This is a genomic window from Nostoc sp., from assembly GCF_036917155.1.
Classification (GTDB): Bacteria; Cyanobacteriota; Cyanobacteriia; order Cyanobacteriales; family Nostocaceae; genus Nostoc.
The window spans coordinates 20,052-39,313 of record NZ_JBALDZ010000108.1; the positions used below are offsets into that span (position 1 = coordinate 20,052).

Annotated in this window: 6 protein-coding genes; 2 read left to right on the forward strand and 4 right to left on the reverse strand. The window is 43.0% G+C overall.

Features of this window, described 5'->3' with window-relative positions; genetic code table 11:
• Positions 1–26: 26 nt before the first annotated feature.
• From pstS to V7K67_RS15635, 3 genes are all read right to left on the reverse strand, one after another.
• Positions 27–1,124 (reverse strand): phosphate ABC transporter substrate-binding protein PstS, encoded by a 1,098-nt coding sequence (gene pstS / locus V7K67_RS15625; RefSeq protein ID WP_334733629.1) that lies wholly within the window; start codon positions 1,122–1,124, stop codon positions 27–29.
• Positions 1,125–1,488: 364 nt separating this feature from the next.
• Positions 1,489–2,889 carry a cytochrome c biogenesis protein gene (locus V7K67_RS15630; RefSeq protein WP_334733630.1) on the reverse strand — a complete coding sequence of 467 codons (1,401 nt, stop codon included), beginning with the start codon at positions 2,887–2,889 and terminating at the stop codon, positions 1,489–1,491.
• 30 nt (positions 2,890–2,919) lie between these two features.
• On the reverse strand, positions 2,920–3,660 hold the full coding sequence (locus V7K67_RS15635; RefSeq protein ID WP_334733631.1) for a cytochrome c biogenesis protein CcdA: 741 nt from the start codon (positions 3,658–3,660) through the stop codon (positions 2,920–2,922).
• A 181-nt stretch (positions 3,661–3,841) separates the two neighbouring features.
• Between V7K67_RS15635 and V7K67_RS15640 the strand changes: the two genes are divergently transcribed.
• Together V7K67_RS15640 and yhdJ are read left to right on the forward strand one after the other, a co-directional pair.
• Entirely contained in the window at positions 3,842–10,945 is a 7,104-nt protein-coding gene (locus tag V7K67_RS15640) for an AAA family ATPase (protein WP_335167312.1), read from the forward strand.
• Between the two features lie 210 nt (positions 10,946–11,155).
• Positions 11,156–11,992, forward strand: coding sequence for an adenine-specific DNA-methyltransferase (gene yhdJ, locus V7K67_RS15645; protein ID WP_335167314.1), 837 nt, complete (start codon positions 11,156–11,158; stop codon positions 11,990–11,992).
• A 235-nt stretch (positions 11,993–12,227) separates the two neighbouring features.
• Here yhdJ and V7K67_RS15650 read toward each other — a convergent pair whose 3' ends face one another.
• On the reverse strand, positions 12,228–18,866 hold the full coding sequence (locus tag V7K67_RS15650) for a HAMP domain-containing protein (protein WP_334733634.1): 6,639 nt from the start codon (positions 18,864–18,866) through the stop codon (positions 12,228–12,230).
• Positions 18,867–19,262: the final 396 nt, after the last annotated feature.

Genomic DNA, 19,262 nt, shown 5'->3' on the forward strand with positions numbered 1-19,262 from the left:
ATCATCACTGATGAGCGCTGATGGCATTAATTGGCAATCTTCTTTGCCGCAGATTGCACTTGAAGCACAACTTTTTTAGACAAAGGAATATACCCAAGTTCCAAACTGGATTTTTGCCCGTCAATCACAGCCCAATCAACAAAGTTTTTCAGCGCTTGAGCTTTGACTCGGTTTGGATATTGGTGATAAGTTAAAAGCCATGTGTAAGTAACGATGGGATAAGATTGGGCATCGGTAGGATCGGTGATAAAAGCAATCAAAGTATCGGCAGGTAACTTCACTGCTTCTAAGGTTTGAGCTACAGATTTTGGTGTTGGCGTAATATAGTTACCAGATTTATTTTCTAAAGCTGCCACAGGAAGTTTATTTTGTTTGGCGTAAATGTACTCTACATAGCCAATAGCTCCGGGTATTTGTTGAATTAGGGCGGTAACACCTTCGTTACCCTTTCCACCAATTCCTACTTGCCATGCTACAGATTTACCAGCCCCAATTTTGCTTTTCCATTCTGGACTTATGGCGCTTAGGTGTTGCGTTAACACACTTGTAGTCCCACTACCATCAGTTCGGTGTACAACCTGAATCGGTAAATCGGGCAAACTCACTCCTGGATTAGCTGCGGCGATTCTAGGATGATTCCAATTCGTAATTTTTCCGAGAAAGATATCTACGTAAACTTGGCGTGGTAGCCTGAGAGCAGTTGGCACATTGACTTGAGGCGACTGCTGTGCAACTGGTGTGAGGTTATAAGCCAACACAATAGAACCGGCTGTTAGAGGTAAAGCAATTACTCCCCTTTTTATCTTGGCTGCTTGTTCATTTGTAATTCCCACATCACTAGCTGCAAAGTCCACAGTACCTTCAATGAGTTGTTGCACTCCAGCACTGCTCCCTATAGCTTGATAGTTAATTTGTACATCAGGATGTTGCTGGTTATAATCTGCAAGCCAGCGCTCATACAAAGGTGCAGGAAAACTCGCTCCAGCACCAACGAGAGAAATATGTTTGATGTTTCGATTATTGGCAGTACAAGAAGCGATATTTAACAAGATAGCGATTAGGGGTAGAAGGTAAACGCTTCCCTTAAATTGAAGTTGAGCAGATATAGAAATCTTTTGTTCCAATGTTTAATAAATACCTCTATTGACACTCCCTGGCGTGAACGCACGGAGATTCTTCTATCTACGAAACGGCTTGCTCTGACAGGATTGCTCCAATTAGAGTAGAGATCGATTCTCCAGAAGCGTTGCTTGCATCTAGAAGCCACTGCGTTGTGCGGTTCCCCCCGTTGTAGGAAGTGGCGCTGCAAAGGTTCCAGTATGCCCTATTCCAATCCTAAATTAAGAATGTTTATCCCGGCGTTCTGATCTCTGTCTAACTTGCTTGTGTATACACCATAGCCCACAGGGTAGGGACGCAAAGTAATCCTCTGCGTTCCTCTGCGATTTCCTTCTCTGCGAGACGCTTTGCGAATGCGCCCCTCTGCGTTTAAACTTCAATCGCCGCCTCTTTCTCCTCACCTTTTGGCTGTGAACTCAGCCGATCTAAAATCTCTAAAACCTCTTGTTCAAAAGCAACTTGAGCGCGATTAGTTTTGCCACCAATATACAAGCGATCGCCTTTTTGCAATGCCCAGATTTGCGAGTGAGAAAAGTAACTCATCACTACACCCACCATGAGCAAGCCAAACCCTGAATAAACAATTGGTATGCCTGGATCGGCTTTAATTTGCAAGCCGGTGCTACCAATGACATCCAAAATTTTCAGCTTCACGCCATTTACTTCGGTATACATCCCAGCGCGGACTGTATCAACGAGTTTGCCAGTGGCATCATAAATTAATACCATCCCTTGCAAATCTTTCGCTAACAGAGAGACACCCTCACTCAAATCTGGTTTAGTTGGTACCCAGGTTCCCCAAATGCGCCCGCCTTTCCCGTTGGTGTTCAATTGCGCCATCGGTAGTTGAAAAATCGGGCTGTTGTTAAATTGGACGCGAACACCTGCAATTCCCCAATCAGTTTGATAGAAAGTTATGCCATGATAGCGCAGAGGCTCATTGACAAAAATCTTCTTGTGGTCAATTTCCTTTCCCTGATTATTCAAGACAGACATATCAGAATAAAATTGATCGATGCCGCCAGATGGAGTGTAATCAATCCAAAAACGATTGACTCGCACAGACCAATCTTTCGAGATTTTTGCGGCTATTGGGCCAGCATCGACAATATTTGTTACTTGAAATGTATCGCCACTAGCAACCATTTCCTGAGCGAGAAACCCAGTCATTGCCCCCCAAATTCCTCCTAGCAGAATAGCAACGATGCCAATATGAACGATAATTGGGCCGATGCGTCCGACTATTCCCTTACGGGCGTACAGGAGATTTGCTTTTTCTTGATCTTGAAAAATTTTATAGCGGTGTTTCTGTAATATTTGGCTGAGAGAATTCAGGGAACCAGTATCTAGTTCTGTACTTAAAGCTAATTTCTGAAATTGTCGTGGTTCTTCGTAATATTTCCAGCGCTGGGCAGCTTTTAAGGCTGGTAACTGACGGGTAAATGAACAAGCAGTTAAGCTAGTGCCAAATAAGATGAGTAATGATAGAAACCACCAGGTACGATATACATGGTCTAATCCAACTACTTGAATTACCTTCCAAGTTAGGAAACCAAATAAAGCCGGATGTTCTGGGTAATTGGCTTGGTAAAATGCAGGTGACTGACCTTGCTCAATGACAGTACCGGTGGAGCTAAAGATTGCAATCAATAGCAGTAGTGCGATCGCTAGTCGTAAGTTAGTCAGTACAGGCAAAAGCTCTTGCCGCAAGAACTGCCCAGGTATTGCCCACCATTTTAATTCTTTTGCAACTGAATCTTCTAAAGTCATTACGTGTAAAATCTAACAAAAGTGTTGATATTAAAAACTGCCAAGGGGAATTCGAGAAATTAAGGAAAATACACCGAATCCTACCAATAGTGCCCCACTAACTGGGTTTATCCAACCAGACCAGCGACGCAATTCTAGTAATTTTTTAATTGAAGCTGTAAAAGTACCCGCCAAAATCAACGGTGCTACATAACCGGCTGTGTAAGAAAGTAGCAAAACAGCGCCTAAAATTAAGTCTTGTGTACTAGCAATCCAACTTAACAAGCTCGCTAAAACAGGCGTGCTACAAGGGGATGCGACTAAGCCGAAAGTCAGTCCCAGCAAATAGGAACGCAATCCTGTTGGCAAATCTGGCGAAATCCAATTCGTTTCATTCAAGGATGGAAACTGTAAAGGCAGTGCTTCTAATAAGTTCAGCCCCATGAGAATGGCAATAATGCTGACGATAATCGGCAAACCAATTCCCACTTGACCGTAGACTTTTCCCACAAAACCTGCTATAATTCCCATCCCTGCTAGTGTGGTTGCTAAACCTAAAGCAAACCAAGTTGATTGGGCCGCTGCTTGCAAGCGGCTTTTGGCTTCATAACCGCCAATGTAACCAATGGTAATTGGCAGCATGGAAAGCATACAGGGTGTGAGACTGGTGAGCAAGCCAGCGGCAAAAATGATCCCAACGCTGACCACGCTAAGGTGTGTCAGTTGGTTAGAAACGAGGCTGTTGGCAAATTGTTCTAGTTGATAAATTTGGGTTTGCAGGCGATCAAACATGGGAAGTTTCTGAGCGGGAAATGCTTACTCTGCTTGAATGGTAGCTTATTTTTGTCTGTAGAGTCAGCAGAAGTGATTATCCGCACCTGATATCATTTAAATTTCATCTGCCCCAGGAAATGTATCTAAAATACAATTAAGCTCGGATTATCCCTAAAGAAACACGGCTGGAGTATTTCGCATGATGATTGCATTACCCGGATTTAAAATTGCGACTTTGTTAAAAGCAGGGGTAAAAGCAATCATATATCGGGGAATTAAGGTTAAAGACCAGTTTCCGGTAATTATCAAAGGGCTACGTCCAGAACAGTGTACACCCAATAATATTGAACAACTCAAACATGAGTATGCGATCGCTCAAGGGCTAAACACCACAGCCGCAGTCAAAGTCTACGCATTAGAGATGCATCAGGGAATTCCTTATTTAATTATGGAGGATTTTGAGGCGCGATCGCTCGATCAGTTTCTAGACCAATTTCAACAACCTGTGCCGTTTCTGAAGATTGCTATTGAAATCACCAGCAAACTCGCCCAAATCCACACTCATCATATTGTCCACAAGGATATTAAGCCGCAAAATATTTTAATTAACCTCGAAACTAATCAGGTCAAAATTGCGGATTTTGGCATTGCTGCCTTCATTCCATACCAGCAGCAAATAGTTAGCAGTTCCAGTCGCATTGAGGGCAGTTTACCTTATTTATCACCTGAGCAAACTGGGCGGATGAATCGAGGAATTGACCATCGCAGCGATTTATATTCACTGGGAGTCACCTTTTATGAGATGCTTACAGGTCAGCTACCATTTCAAGGCAAAGACCCCTTAGAATGGGTGCATTGTCATATTGCCAAATCTCCGTTATATCCGAACAAACTGAACCCTGATATTCCTCAAATGCTCTGTGAGATTATCATGAAATTGCTATCGAAGGTTGCCGAACAGAGGTATCAGAGCGCTTTAGGTTTGCAATTTGATCTAGAAAAGTGTTTGAAGCAATTAGAGATAACCGGACAAATTCAATCCTTTGTTTTGGGTGAGCAAGATATCTCAGAACGCTTTCAAATTCCTCAAAAATTATATGGGCGAGAACAAGATATTGCCAAGCTTTTGCAAGCATTTGAGCGAGTTCTTAGTCAAGGCAAACCAGAACTAGTCCTAGTTTCTGGTTATGCTGGCGTTGGTAAATCTTCTCTGGTGAAGGAGATTCACAAGCCCATTGTCAGAGAACGCGGCGTTTTTATCTGTGGTAAGTTTGATCAGTACAAACGAGATATTCCTTATTCCACCATTGTTCAAGCTTTTCAAACACTTGCTCGACAAATTTTAACTGAACCGGAAGGGCAACTTTCTAACTGGAAAAAGGAAATACAAGCAGCATTAGGTAACAATGGTAAGCTAATCACAGACGTAATTCCAGAAGTTGAATTAATCGTTGGAGAACAGTCTCCCATACCAGAGTTGGGGCCTGGCGAATCTCAAAACCGATTCAACTTGGTGTTTCAGAAATTTATCAGCGTCTTTGCTCAAAAAGAACATCCACTCACTGTTTTCTTAGATGATATGCAGTGGGCAGACACCGCTACCTTGAATTTAATTCAAAGTATTATTACTGGCTCTAGTATCCAGTATCTCTGCTTCATTTTAGCGTATCGAGATAATGAAGTAGATATTATATATCCCTTCAATTTGATGATGGATAAAGTTCGGCAGTATGGGACAAGAACAACCGAAATTCTGCTGACCCCATTAAATCTTGTCTATGTCAATCAGTTACTTGCTGATACGTTATATAGTTCAGTAGAGCAAGTAGAACCTCTTGCTCAATTGATTATCCAAAAAACTGATGGTAATCCTTTCTTTGTCAATGAGTTTCTGAAAACACTGCATCAAGAGAATCTCCTAAATTTTAATCACCAACATCGGATTTGGCAATGGAATCTAGCTCAGATTGAAGCTCAAGGTATTACAGATAATATTGTCAGTTTGATGATTGGACGGATGCAAAAGTTACCAAAAGCAACTCAAGAGGTGCTTAAATTAGCCTCCTGCATAGGTAATCATTTTGATTTAAAAGTTTTGGCACTGGTTGGCGAACAATCTATTGAAGAAACAGCAAATGCACTTGTTGAAGCAATTTTAAGAGGATTAATTATTTCCATTGAGTCAGATGAAACTATTGATAAAAAATATCGTTTCTACCATGACCGAGTTCAGCAAGCTGCTTATGCCTTAATTGCCGATGAATCAAAGTCGGCTGTTCACCTGAAAATTGGGAAACTTTTGCTGAGAAATGCTAGTCCTGAAGAAGTTAACGAGCAAATTTTTGATCTAGTCAATCAACTCAATCTCGCGCTGGTTCTGATTGTTGAGCAGAGAGAAAAAGATGAATTGCTACGGTTGAATTTAATCGCTGGTAAAAAGGCAAAAGCTTCCACAGCCTACACTCCTGCCAAAAGATTTTTTAGTATTGCCATGAATCTTTTGGCTGAAAATGTCTGGCTTGAACAATATGAACAAACATTTACTTTGTTTAGAGAACAGGCTGAGTGTGAATTCTTAACAGGAAATTTAGAGCAAGCGGAAGAATTATTTTATCTACTATTACTGAAAGCAAAATCTCATGTAGAGAAATCTAATATTTACATGCTGCAAATCAGACTGTATCAAGTTGCAGGTAGATATGAAGAAGCACTGACATTGGGATTAGAATCTTTAAAGTTTTTTGGGGTGAGGTTCCCTGATACAAATGAGGAAGTGGAAGGTGCGATAGCGAAGCGCAGCAGCGAAGCGCTGATCGCAATTGAAAAAAACCAGGTATTAATCAACTTAGGTAATAGACAAATCTCTGATTTAATTAATGCTCCGGTAATCCAAGATGCAAATATTAAGACACTGATTAGTCTGTTGACAACATTGGGCCCACCTACTTATCTTGCTAGACCCGATCTCTTTCCCTTAGTCGTACTGCAAGCTGTTAATTACTCCCTCAAGTTTGGGAATACGGAAGATTCCTGTTTTGCTTACAGTATGTACGCGATGCTGTTGGTTTCCATATTCCATGATATTCCTACAGGTTACGCATTTTCTGAGATGACAATTCAATTGAATGAAAAGTTGCATGACTTAAAACTTAGAGGAGTTGTTCTACACATTCATGGAAGTCATATTAACGTTTGGTGTAACCATATTGCCAGTGATATTCCCTTTTTAGAGCGGGGGTTTATCGGTTGTGTAGAAGCAGGTGATATAACAATGGCAAACTACAACGGCTATCAAGGCTCGTGGCAAATTATCCAGCTAGGATATCCACTTGCAGATACATACAAATCTCTAGAAAAATATGCCGCCTTCGCCCACCAGTCTAAACATGAGGCTGTCTATCAGACAATCAGATTACAGCAGATGCTAGTGATGAATCTGCGCGGACTAACTCACCAAAATCTGACTCTAAGTAATGATGAATTTGATGAATCATCCGCTTTGTCTGTAATTAAAGATGCAGGTTTTGTCAGTGGGATTATTTTTTATCACATTATTAAACTAATTATCTTTTTTACATATCGACAGTACACAGAAGCATTGAAATCTGCCTTAGAATTATCCAATTTTCCAGTGACGACACTGGCATTGCCAATTGAAACAGATTATATTTTATATTACTCACTGACTTTAACGGCTCTTTACCCAATAGTATCTTCTCAAGAGCAAGAGCAGTTTTTGCAAACCTTAGAATCCCATCAGCAGCAATTGCAATACTGGGCTAACCACTGCTCTGCAAACTTTTTACACAAGTCTCAATTAGTAGCTGCTGAAATAGCTCGAATTGAAGGTCGAGATTTAGCAGCAATGCGCCTGTATGAGCAATCAATTGCTTCAGCCCGTGAGCAGGGATTTGTGCAATATGAAGCTTTGGCTAATGAGCTAGCTGCTAAGTTTTACCTAGAGCGAGAGTTTGAATTAATTGCCAAAACTTATTTGCAAGTAGCTAAAAATGCTTATATGCGTTGGGAGGCATCTGCTAAAGTCAAACACCTCGAAGAATCCTATCTTCAGCTATTGCCACAACAACAGCTGATCTCTAACGGAACGTTTAGCACCACAGGTGAGCATTTGGACTTTTTATCAGTAGTTAAAGCTTCTCAAACTATAAGTAGTGAGATTGTTTTTTCACGGTTGTTGAAGACATTAATGCAAATTGTCATCGAGCAAGCAGGGGCAGAAATCGGTTATTTGTTGCTGGAACATGAGCAAAATCTGGTGATTGAAGTAGAAGCTAAGGTTAATCCCCAAGCAGAAAAGCTCAATGTTTCTCGACCTATATTAGAGGGTGAAATTTCCCAGTTTATTCCGCAATCAATGCTGAATTATGTTCAGCGGACTCAAGAAACAGTGATTTTGCAGAATGCCACTGAGCATAATTTGTTTTCAAAAGACGAGTATATAATTCAAAAGCAGCCTAAATCTGTACTTTGTTTGCCGATCGCCCGTCAGTCACAATTACTTGGTATTTTATATTTAGAAAATAATCTGATCTCCAGTGCCTTTACACAGGAAAAACTTTCTGTATTAGAAATATTGACAGTTCAAATTGCTATTTCTCTAGAAAATGCTCGTCTTTATCAAGGTTTAGAAAATAGCCAAGAGCAACTGAATTTGGCGTTAAAATCTGCCCAAATTGGTGTTTGGATTTGGGATATTATCAGCGATCGCTTTGACTGGGATGAACAGATGTATCAACTATTTGGGTTAACACCTGAAACCTTTGCTGGCAGTTGTGAAGCACTTTTAGCTCGTCTGCATCCAGACGATCGGGGATTGCTGGCTCAATCGCTGAGTCGAGCGATTAACGAAGATGTGGAGCATAATTTAGAATATCGAATTATTCAAGATGATGGCAGTATCCGCTACGCAGCCTGCCGGGGAAAAGCCTTTTTCAACGAAGCTGGTAAAGCCACACACATGAGTGGTGTTGTACTTGATATTACACAGCGCAAACAATCTGAAGCCGAACGTATCCAACTGATTCAAGAGCAAGCCGCCCGACAGGAAGCAGAAGCCGATCGACAACGAGCAGGGTTTTTGGCTCAAGTCAGTGCAACCCTCGCTTCTTCCCTCGATTATGAAAACACGCTTGCTAATGTGGCCAAGCTAGTTGTGCCTTATTTCGCCGATTGGTGCAGCGTTGATCTGCTGCAAGACAACCAATCAATTAATCGAGTCGCAGTTGCTCACCGAAATCCAGAGAAAGTTAAACTCGGTTGGGAACTTCATCAGCGTTATCCCAGAAAGTTGGATGAAGCTGGAGGTGTGCCTAAGGTGCTGCGTACAGGACTTGCTGAAATGGTTGAAATTTCAGATGCAGCCCTAGTAGCAGCCATCCTAAATCCAGAACATCTGCAGATTCTGCGTGAACTAAGTTTAAAGTCCTGTATAATTTTGCCCTTGATGGCACGTGAAAAAATTTTTGGGGCAATTTCCTTTTTTACTGCGGAATCAGAACGTCGTTACAGCACAGCTGACTTGTCACTAGCGGAAGATGTTGCCCATCGAGCAGCGATCGCGATCGATAATGCCCGCCTTTACCAAGAAGCGCAGCAAGCACAAAAAACGGCAGAAAGAGCATTGGAGCGTATTGCCCGTCTCCAGTCAATTACAGCTGCCCTTTCAGAATCTCTGACACCAGCCCAAGTATCTGAAGTCATTGTAGAGCAGAGCATGGCTGCCTTGGGAGCCAGTTGTGCCCTCGTCGCCTTGGTGAATGAAAGTAAAACTGAACTGGAAATTGTGCGGGAGGTTGGCTATAACGCAGATTTGATAGACACTTGGCGGAATTTTGCCATCGATTCCCCCTCTCCCTTAGCAGAAGCCGTGCGAACTGGGAAACCGATTTGGGAACAAGCAACAGAAAATCGGGTAACTCGTTACCCACATTTGGCTGAAGCTTATGCCCAATATGACTTTGAAGCCTGGATTTCTATTCCATTGATGGTAGAAGGCTGGGCTGTTGGCGGTATAACTTTGGGATTTGCCCAGCCTCAACAACTTAGTGGAGAAGATCGAGCATTTCTCTTGGCTGTTGCTCAACAATGTGCCCAAGCGATCGCTCGCGCCCATCTCTATGAAGCCGAACGAACGGCACGAAGCGCTGCTGAAAGCGCAAACCGCGTCAAAGATGAATTTTTAGCTGTGCTGTCTCATGAATTGAGAACACCACTCAACCCGATTCTGGGTTGGGCAAAACTGATGCGGAGCCGCAAGCTGGATCAAGCAACTAGCGATCGCGCCCTAGAAACCATTGAGCGCAATGCCAAGTTACAAACTCAATTAATTGAAGATTTGTTGGATGTCTCCCGCATTCTTCAGGGTAAACTTAATCTCAACTTCGGCCGGATTAATTTGGCATCAGTGATTGAAGCTGCGATCGAGACAGTGCGTTTATCGGCGGAGGCTAAGTCTATCCAGATTCAAGACTTGTCTGAATCTGGTATCGGGGAAGTTTTAGGCGATGCCAATCGATTACAACAAGTCATTTGGAATATCCTTTCTAATGCCATTAAGTTTACTCCCATCGGTGGACAGGTAAAAATTAAATTAGAGCAAGTTGGCTTACAGGTACAAATCTGTGTAACTGATACAGGGAAGGGGATTGCACCTGAGTTCTTACCTTATGTCTTTGATTATTTCCGTCAAGCAGATGGTGCGACAACTCGCAAATTTGGCGGTTTAGGTTTAGGATTAGCGATCGTCCGCCATCTTGTGGAACTTCACGGGGGAACTGTGCAAGCAGAAAGTCTGGGCGAAGGTAAAGGAGCAACTTTCACCGTTAGACTTCTATGTTTACAAGATGAAAACAAAGAAATCAAGGATGCAAAAGATAACTCTTCACTGGTGGCGGATCAGTCTTTGCCCTTGTCTGGCTTGAAGATTCTGGTGGTGGATGATGATGCAGATATGCGAGAGTTTTTGCCCTTCATGCTGGAACATTATGGTGCAACTGTTACCGTTGTCGCCTCAGCCATTGAAGCTTTAACTGCACTGAGTCAATCCCAGCCAAATCTGCTCATCAGTGATATCGGGATGCCAGAAATGGATGGCTATATGCTGATGCGACAGATCAGGAGTCTGGAACCAGAGCAAGGGGGGACAATTCCAGCGATCGCTTTAACTGCTTATGCTGGTGAGATGGATCATCAACAAGCGATTGCTGCGGGATTTCAACAGCATATTTCCAAGCCTGTAGATCCAGAGGAATTGGTGAAGGCGATCGCAATACTTGTCGGTTAAGGATTGTATAGACGCAAAATCTCTACGCTAACCAATACTGTTCGGTTAAGGCAAGAGACGCGATGAATCGCCGTCTCTACAATAATCAGACGCGATTTATCGCATCTTTAGCAATCTAAAATCTTCATTAAAAAACCTTAACCGAAGCGTATTGCTACGCTAACGCATATTTAATTTATTCGCGTACAGCTTATTTTTAGATAAATGGTAATGTTTGAACGATATAAAGACGAGGAACATACTATATTTCATGGCGATGCCCTACATATTTTGTCTAGTGAGATTCCTGGTGAATCTGTAGATATTATTTTTATCGATCCTCCCTACAACATAGGAAAACAATTTTCAAATTTCTACGACAAATGGGAGTCTGAAGAGGAGTATGCCAAGTGGGCATACAAGTTGCTTGATGAATGTCTGCGGATATTGAAGCCAAATGGAACCTTATATGTCATGACAAGCACTCAAGCGATGCCATACTTTGACCTTTACTTAAGGCAGAAAATGGTAATTCTGAGCCGAATTGTATGGCATTATGATAGTTCTGGAGTTCAAGCAACAAAATATTTCGGCTCAATGTATGAGCCAATACTTCATTGTGTTAAAGACAAAAGCAATTATATTTTCAACTCAAGTGATATTAAAATAGAAGCAAAAACAGGCGCGCAGAGAAAGTTGATTGATTACAGAAAATCTGTTCCCAGCCAATACAACACAGAAAAAGTACCTGGTAATGTATGGTATTTCTCTCGTGTGAGATATCGAATGGAAGAATATGAAAATCATCCCTCACAAAAACCTGAATCATTACTAGAGAGAATTATTCTTGCAAGTAGTGATCGGGGTAGTATTGTCCTTGATCCATTTGCAGGAACCTTTACATCTGCTGCCGTGGCAAAACGCTTAGGGCGGAATTCTATTAGCATAGAATCTCAAGAAGAATATCTGAAAATTGGTCTTAGACGTGTTCTAGGATGGAAAGAATATAAAGGAGAAAAGTTATTATCTCCGCAAAAGAATAATGCTAGAAAAAATAAATCATCATAAAGACGCGATGCAATACGGTTCGGTTAAGGTTTTTTGATTAAAATTCTAAATTCCAAAGACGCGATAAATCGCCGTCTCTACAAAAGATTGATTATTGTAGAGACGGCGATTCATCGCGTCTATTGACTTAACCGAACAGTATTCAAGTCTGTCCCTCTCCGACTCGGAGAGGGACGGTTTTGCGTAGTAAAACCTTCTTAGAGGTTTTTTGATTGAGCAAATTGGGTAGATATTGTTAACGGTATAGCCAAACACGCAATAGTGACAGCAATTGTTCGGTATCCACGGGTTTGGTGATGTAGTCTGATGCACCTGCTTCAATACACTTCTCGCGATCGCCTTGCATGGCTTTAGCGGTCAGTGCAATAATCGGCAAAGATTTAAATTGCTCGTTTTGGCGGATTACCCGTGTGGTTTCGTAACCATCCATTTCTGGCATCATGACATCCATCAACACCACATCAATATCTGGTGTATTTTCTAACAGAGTGATTCCCTCTCTACCATTTTCAGCATATAAAACCTGGATTTGATAACGCTCCAGCATACTGGTAAGGGCAAAGATATTCCGCATATCGTCGTCTACAATTAGCGCTTTTTTGCCAGTGAGTAAGTAGTCTTGTGAATGCAGTTGTTCGAGTATTTGGCGCTTGGGTGCTGGTAAATTTGCTTGGACTCGATGTAAAAATAATGCTGTTTCATCGAGGAGACGTTCGGGCGATCGCACATCTTTAATAATGATTGTCTCGGCAATTCGTCTGAGTTCCGTTTCTTGAGCTTTGCTAATTTCTCTACCTGTGTAGACAATAATTGGTAAAGTTTTACCATGAGGTAAAAGCTTTATCTGCTCGATCAGTTCAAAGCCAGTCATGTCAGGTAGCCCCAAATCGAGGACGAGGCAATCAAAATGCTGGGTGCGAATAGCTTCTAAGGCTGCTGTACCAGTAGCCACAGCAGTGGTTGAAACATCGCTGTTGCCAATTAACTCAACAATACTCAGCCGTTGAGTGTCGTCATCTTCGACTACCAATAAATTTTTCACCTGGCGCTCAACAAAACCTTTAATTTTGGTTAACGCCTCGGATATTGTCTCGCTGGTTAAAGGTTTTTGCAGATATGCGATCGCACCTAGTTGTAAACCGCGTTGTTTACCTTCTTCAACGCTCATAATATGTACGGGGATGTGACGGGTATTTGGGTCGTGTTTGAGACGATCTAATACCGTCCAACCATCCATTTCTGGCAACCGGATATCTAGCAAAACGGCTGAAGGTAGAAATTGCTGCGCTAACATCAAACCTGTACTACCTGTTTGGGCAGCTATTACCTTGAATCCTTGCTGTTGCGCCATATCTAGAAGGATACGGGCGAAATTAACGTCATCTTCGACAATTAGTAACACACGATCGCCTTTTTCAATAGTAGTGCGATCGTCAGTTATGAGTGCTGAGTGATGAGTGCTGAGTGCTGAGTGGGGAGTGAGGAGTGGGGAGTGAAAAGTAGGGAGTGTCGATCTAGACTCAGGACTCAGCACTCGTGACAGACTAAACGCCCCGCTATCGCTAACAGCACTGAATTGTGGTAAATAGAATGTAAAGGTGCTACCTTCACCGGGTTGGCTGATGAGTTTAATTTCGCCGCCGAAGAGACGGGCGATTTCGCGGCTAATTGATAAGCCCAATCCGGTACCGCCGTATCTCCGACTGGTAGAGCCATCGGCTTGCTGGAATGCTTCAAAAATCACTTTCTGTTTTTCGGGGGCTATACCAATACCTGTATCGCTGACTGAGAAACCGATGACAATCTGAGCGCGATTTAAGGTTTCGTTGTCATTGCTCCATCCCTGCTTGGCTACCGCAATCTGTAAGCGGACCTCCCCTTGTTCTGTAAATTTAAAAGCGTTGGAGAGGAGATTTTTCAAGACCTGTTGTATACGTTTGACATCTGTATAGATGCTGTTGGGCAATTCGGGAGTAAATTCAATTACGAAAACAAGTCCTTTACTCTGAGCGATTTGTCGGAAGGTACGCTCAACTTGTTCGCCCAACTCTGCTAATGGCATTTGGGTCATGTCGATGGACATGGTTCCAGATTCAATTTTGGCAAGATCCAGAATGTCATTGATTAATGCCAACAGGTCAGTACCGGCTGAGTAAATTGTCTGGCTGTATTCAACTTGCTTGCTGGTGAGGTTGCGATCGATATTATCTGTCAACAATTTCGCCAAAATCAACAAGCTGTTTAGCGGTGTCCGCAGTTCATGGGACATATTGGCGAGAAATTCTGATTTATATTTTGAGGAGAGGGCGAGTTGTTCAGCCTTATCTTCTAAAGATAGTCTTGCTTGTTCAATTTCCCGATTTTTGCGCTCGACTTCTTTTTTCTGCATCGCCAACAACTCTGCCTTTTCTTCTAGTTCGGCGTTGGTTTGTTGCAGTTCCTCTTGCTGTCCTTTGAGTAAATCTTCAGAGGTTTTGAGTGATTGGGCTTGTTGTTCTAAACGCTTGTTGGTTTCGCGGAGTTCGCTTTGCTGGGTTTGGAGTTCTTCAGCTAAAGATTGCGATTGTTTGAGTAATTCTTCAGTTCGCATCGATGCTGCGATCGTGTTGAGGACAATCGCGATACTTTCGGTAAGCTGGTCGAAGAATGTCAGATGAATTTCGCTAAAGCGGCGAAAGGATGCCAATTCAATGACTGCTGTTACTTGTCCTTCAAAGAGTACAGGTAACACCACAGCATTCAGGGGCGTGGCTTCTCCTAAACCAGAGGCAATTCTGACATAATCACTTGGCACATCCGTCAGTAGTATTCGCTCTTTTTCTAAAGCGCATTGTCCCACCAAACCTTCACCCAAGTGGAAGCGGTTAGCTAGATGTCTGCGTTCGCGGTAAGCGTAGCTACTAATTAATTTCAAATATGGTATATTCTCAGCAGACTCCATCAGGAAGAATACACCGTGTTGCGCTCCTACCAAGGGTGCTAATTCTGAGAGAATGAGTTTAGATACGGTTTCCAAGTCTCGCTGCCCTTGGAGCATTCGGGTAAACTTGGCTAAGTTAGTTTTCAACCAGTCTTGTTCGGTGTTTTTCTGCGTTGTCTCCCGCAGGTTGGCAATCATCTGGTTGATATTATCTTTGAGGATCGCTACTTCCCCTAATGCTTCGACGGCGATTGAACGAGTTAAATCACCTTTAGTTACAGCTGTAGCAACTTCTGCGATCGCTCGCAACTGAGTTGTCAATGTAGCAGCAAGTTCATTTACATTATCCGTCAAATCTTTCCAAGTTCCAGCCGCCCCAGGGACTCTTGCTTGTCCGCCCAACTTCCCTTCAATTCCCACTTCTCGCGCTACTGTGGTTACTTGATTGGCAAATGTCGCTAGGGTATCAATCATCTCGTTGATTGTCTCTGCCAAGGTTTCAATTTCTCCCTTGGCATCTAGCATCAGTTTCCGTTTCAAGTCGCCGTTAGCAACTGCGGTGACAACTCTGGCAATACCGCGCACTTGTGCCGTTAAGTTCCCCGCCATTGAGTTCACGTTATCAGTTAAATCTTTCCAAGTCCCCGCAACACCTTGGACTTGCGCTTGTCCACCCAATTTCCCTTCAGTTCCCACTTCCCGCGCCACCCGCGTTACTTCTGATGCAAAGGAACTGAGTTGGTCTACCATCGTATTGGTGGTATTCTTTAAATCTAAAATTTCACCTTTGGCATCGACGGTAATTTTCTTAGAAAGGTCGCCATTTGCTACCGCTTTCGTAACTTCGGCGATGTTGCGAACTTGTCCGGTAAGGTTCCCCGCCATTGAGTTAACGTTGTCTGTTAAATCTTTCCAAGTTCCAGCAACTCCTCTGACGTAAGCTTGTACGCCTAATTTACCTTCCGTTCCCACCTCACGGGCAACCCTGGTAACTTCTGATGCAAAAGAATTTAACTGATCCACCATTGTGTTAATGGTGTTTTTAAGTTCTTGAATTTCACCTTTCACATCAACGGTGATTTTTTTAGATAAGTCGCCGTTTGCTACTGCTGTGGTTACTTCGGCAATGTTCCGCACTTGCGCCGTCAAGCTTCCCGCCATGAAGTTTACGCTGTCGGTTAAATCCTTCCAAGTGCCGGCTACACCTTTAACTTCGGCTTGTACACCCAACTTACCTTCAGTTCCCACCTCACGGGCAACTCTGGTAACTTCACTGGCAAAGGAATTGAGTTGATCTACCATTGTGTTGACGGTGTTTTTCAACTCTAAAATTTCACCTTTGACATCAACAGAGATTTTTTTAGATAAGTCGCCATTAGCTACGGCGGTGGTGACGGCGGCAATGTTTCGCACCTGTGCCGTTAAGCTTCCCGCCATGAAGTTTACGCTGTCAGTTAAATCTTTCCAAGTTCCAGCTACGCCGCGCACATCTGCTTGGACACCCAGTTTACCCTCGCTTCCCACCTCACGAGCAACTCTTGTAACTTCACTGGCAAAAGAATTAAGTTGATCCACCATGATATTGATGGTATTCTTGAGTTCCAGAATTTCGCCTTTGACAGCAACAGTGATTTTTTTGGACAAGTCACCATTAGCGATCGCAGTTGTCACTTCGGCAATGTTCCGCACCTGTGCCGTCAAGCTTCCCGCCATGAAGTTTACGCTGTCGGTTAAATCTTTCCAAGTGCCGGCAACGTCTTTCACTTCGGCTTGTACACCCAATTTACCTTCAGTTCCCACCTCACGAGCAACTCGCGTCACTTCACTTGCAAAGGAACTGAGTTGATCCACCATTGTGTTAATGGTATTTTTGAGTTCTAAAATTTCACCTTTGACATCAACGGTGATTTTCTTGGATAAATCGCCAGTTGCAACCGCCGTAGTCACTTCGGCAATATTCCGCACCTGTGCCGTCAAGCTTCCCGCCATGAAGTTTACGCTGTCAGTTAAATCTTTCCAAGTTCCAGCCACGCCGCGTACTTCTGCTTGTACGCCCAATTTACCTTCGCTTCCCACCTCGCGGGCAACCCTTGTAACTTCTGATGCAAAGGAATTTAGTTGATCTACCATTGTATTAATGGTATTTTTGAGTTCCAGAATTTCACCTTTGACATCAACGGTGATCTTCTTGGATAAGTCGCCTGTTGCAACAGCCGTAGTCACTTCGGCAATATTCCGTACCTGTGCCGTTAAACTTCCCGCCATGAAGTTCACGCTGTCAGTTAAATCTTTCCAAGTTCCAGCCACGCCGCGCACATCGGCTTGCACACCCAGTTTACCTTCACTACCAACTTCACGGGCAACTCTTGTGACTTCACTCGCAAAAGAACTGAGTTGATCCACCATTATATTGATGGTATTCTTAAGTTCGAGAATTTCACCTCTCACATCGACGGTGATTTTCTTAGATAGATCGCCATTGGCGATCGCAGTAGCAACTTCGGCAATATTTCGCACCTGTCCGGTGAGATTACCCGCCATTAAGTTAACGTTATCAGTTAAATCTTTCCAAGTACCTGCTACTCCCCGCACTTCTGCTTGTACGCCCAACTTCCCTTCAGTTCCCACTTCACGCGCAACTCTTGTCACTTCTGATGCAAAGGAATTGAGTTGATCCACCATTGTGTTGATAGTATTTTTCAACTCCAGAATTTCGCCTTTCACATCCACAGTGATTTTCTTAGATAAGTCGCCATTTGCAACCGCCGTTGTCACTTCGGCAATATTCCGCACCTGTGCCGTCAAGCTTCCCGCCATGAAATTCACACTATCAGTTAAATCTTTCCACGTACCCGCTACCCCGCGCACTTCTGCTTGACCGCCTAATTTGCCTTCTGCACCCACCTCACGGGCAACCCTTGTGACTTCTGATGCAAAAGAATTAAGTTGATCCACCATGATGTTGACGGTGTTTTTCAACTCTAAAATTTCACCTTTCACATCAACAGTGATTTTCTTGGATAAATCGCCATTAGCTACCGCCGTTGTTACTTCCGCAATGTTACGGACTTGGGCAGTTAAATTCCCTGCCATTAAATTAACGTTGTCAGTCAAATCCTTCCAAGTTCCTGCCACTCCTTTAACTTCTGCTTGTACGCCCAACTTACCTTCAGTTCCCACCTCACGGGCAACTCGCGTTACTTCACTCGCAAAAGAATTAAGCTGATCCACCATTGTGTTAACGGTGTTTTTTAGTTCGAGAATTTCGCCTTTGACATCCACAGTGATTTTTTTGGATAAGTCACCATTTGCGATCGCAGTGGCAACTTCGGCAATGTTGCGAACTTGTCCGGTGAGATTACCCGCCATCAAGTTAACGTTATCAGTCAAATCCTTCCAAGTGCCTGCCACACCTTGCACTTCGGCTTGAACACCCAATTTACCCTCAGTTCCCACCTCACGGGCAACCCTAGTAACTTCTGATGCAAAGGAACCGAGCCGTTCTACCATCGTGTTGACAATATTCGCAGTTTGGAGAAACTCACCTTGGAGAGGTCTGCCATCAATTTCTGTGGCGATCGTTTGGGATAAGTCACCATTGGCAACCGACCGAATCACACGGGTAGTTTCAGCCGTTGGTTGAACTAAATCAGTAATTAGAGTATTGACAGAAGTCACACAATCTGACCAAGAACCTCGAACATCTCCAAGAGAGGCGCGATCGGCAATTTTGCCTTCTTTGCCGACAACATTACCAATCCGTTGTAGCTCCGCCGCCATCCGCTCATTTTGATCGATAATATCATTGAGCGTATCAGCAATTTTCCCCGCCACACCAGTATGGTCTATGGGCATCCGAGCCGAGAAGTCACCGTGTTTAACAGCATTCAGCGTTCTTAGTAGCTGATTTAAATCTAAATTGTCGCTGTCTCTAGTCAACTGTTCGGTTGCCATAGCCTTATCCTTAATCTTGAATCTTGAGGAATTTTTTGTATTTTTTGTATCCCGTACCTAGTTAGAGAACTTTTAGGTAATGGTTATCAAAATAGAGAGTAGAAAATAAAAAGTAAATCAAACTAATTTTTATGGGTGCGAGTGTAAGCAGTTGATAAAGACTGCAAACTAAATGGTATTGCCGTTGTATCTGACATACCACTTAGCTAATGATAGCTAGTTGGACTCTGTTATGCAGCATCAACTGTGGGCGATGCCTACTTGGGCAAATACAGCATCGCACAGTAAAACACAAGATGACAATTAACATTACGTTTTTTGATTTTTGGAATTTGAGGAAAGCAGCAAATCAACAAATTTTAACTGATAACTGAAGATTTGCTAAAGTCAGAAATA

Bases quoted from the DNA above. Each gene is read 5' to 3' on its own strand.
- V7K67_RS15650 (WP_334733634.1), bottom strand. From the start codon at position 18,866: ATGGCAACCGAACAGTTGACTAGAGACAGCGACAATTTAGATTTAAAT.
- yhdJ (WP_335167314.1), top strand. From the start codon at position 11,156: ATGTTTGAACGATATAAAGACGAGGAACATACTATATTTCATGGCGAT.
- V7K67_RS15640 (WP_335167312.1), top strand. From the start codon at position 3,842: ATGATGATTGCATTACCCGGATTTAAAATTGCGACTTTGTTAAAAGCA.
- V7K67_RS15635 (WP_334733631.1), bottom strand. From the start codon at position 3,660: ATGTTTGATCGCCTGCAAACCCAAATTTATCAACTAGAACAATTTGCC.
- V7K67_RS15630 (WP_334733630.1), bottom strand. From the start codon at position 2,889: ATGACTTTAGAAGATTCAGTTGCAAAAGAATTAAAATGGTGGGCAATA.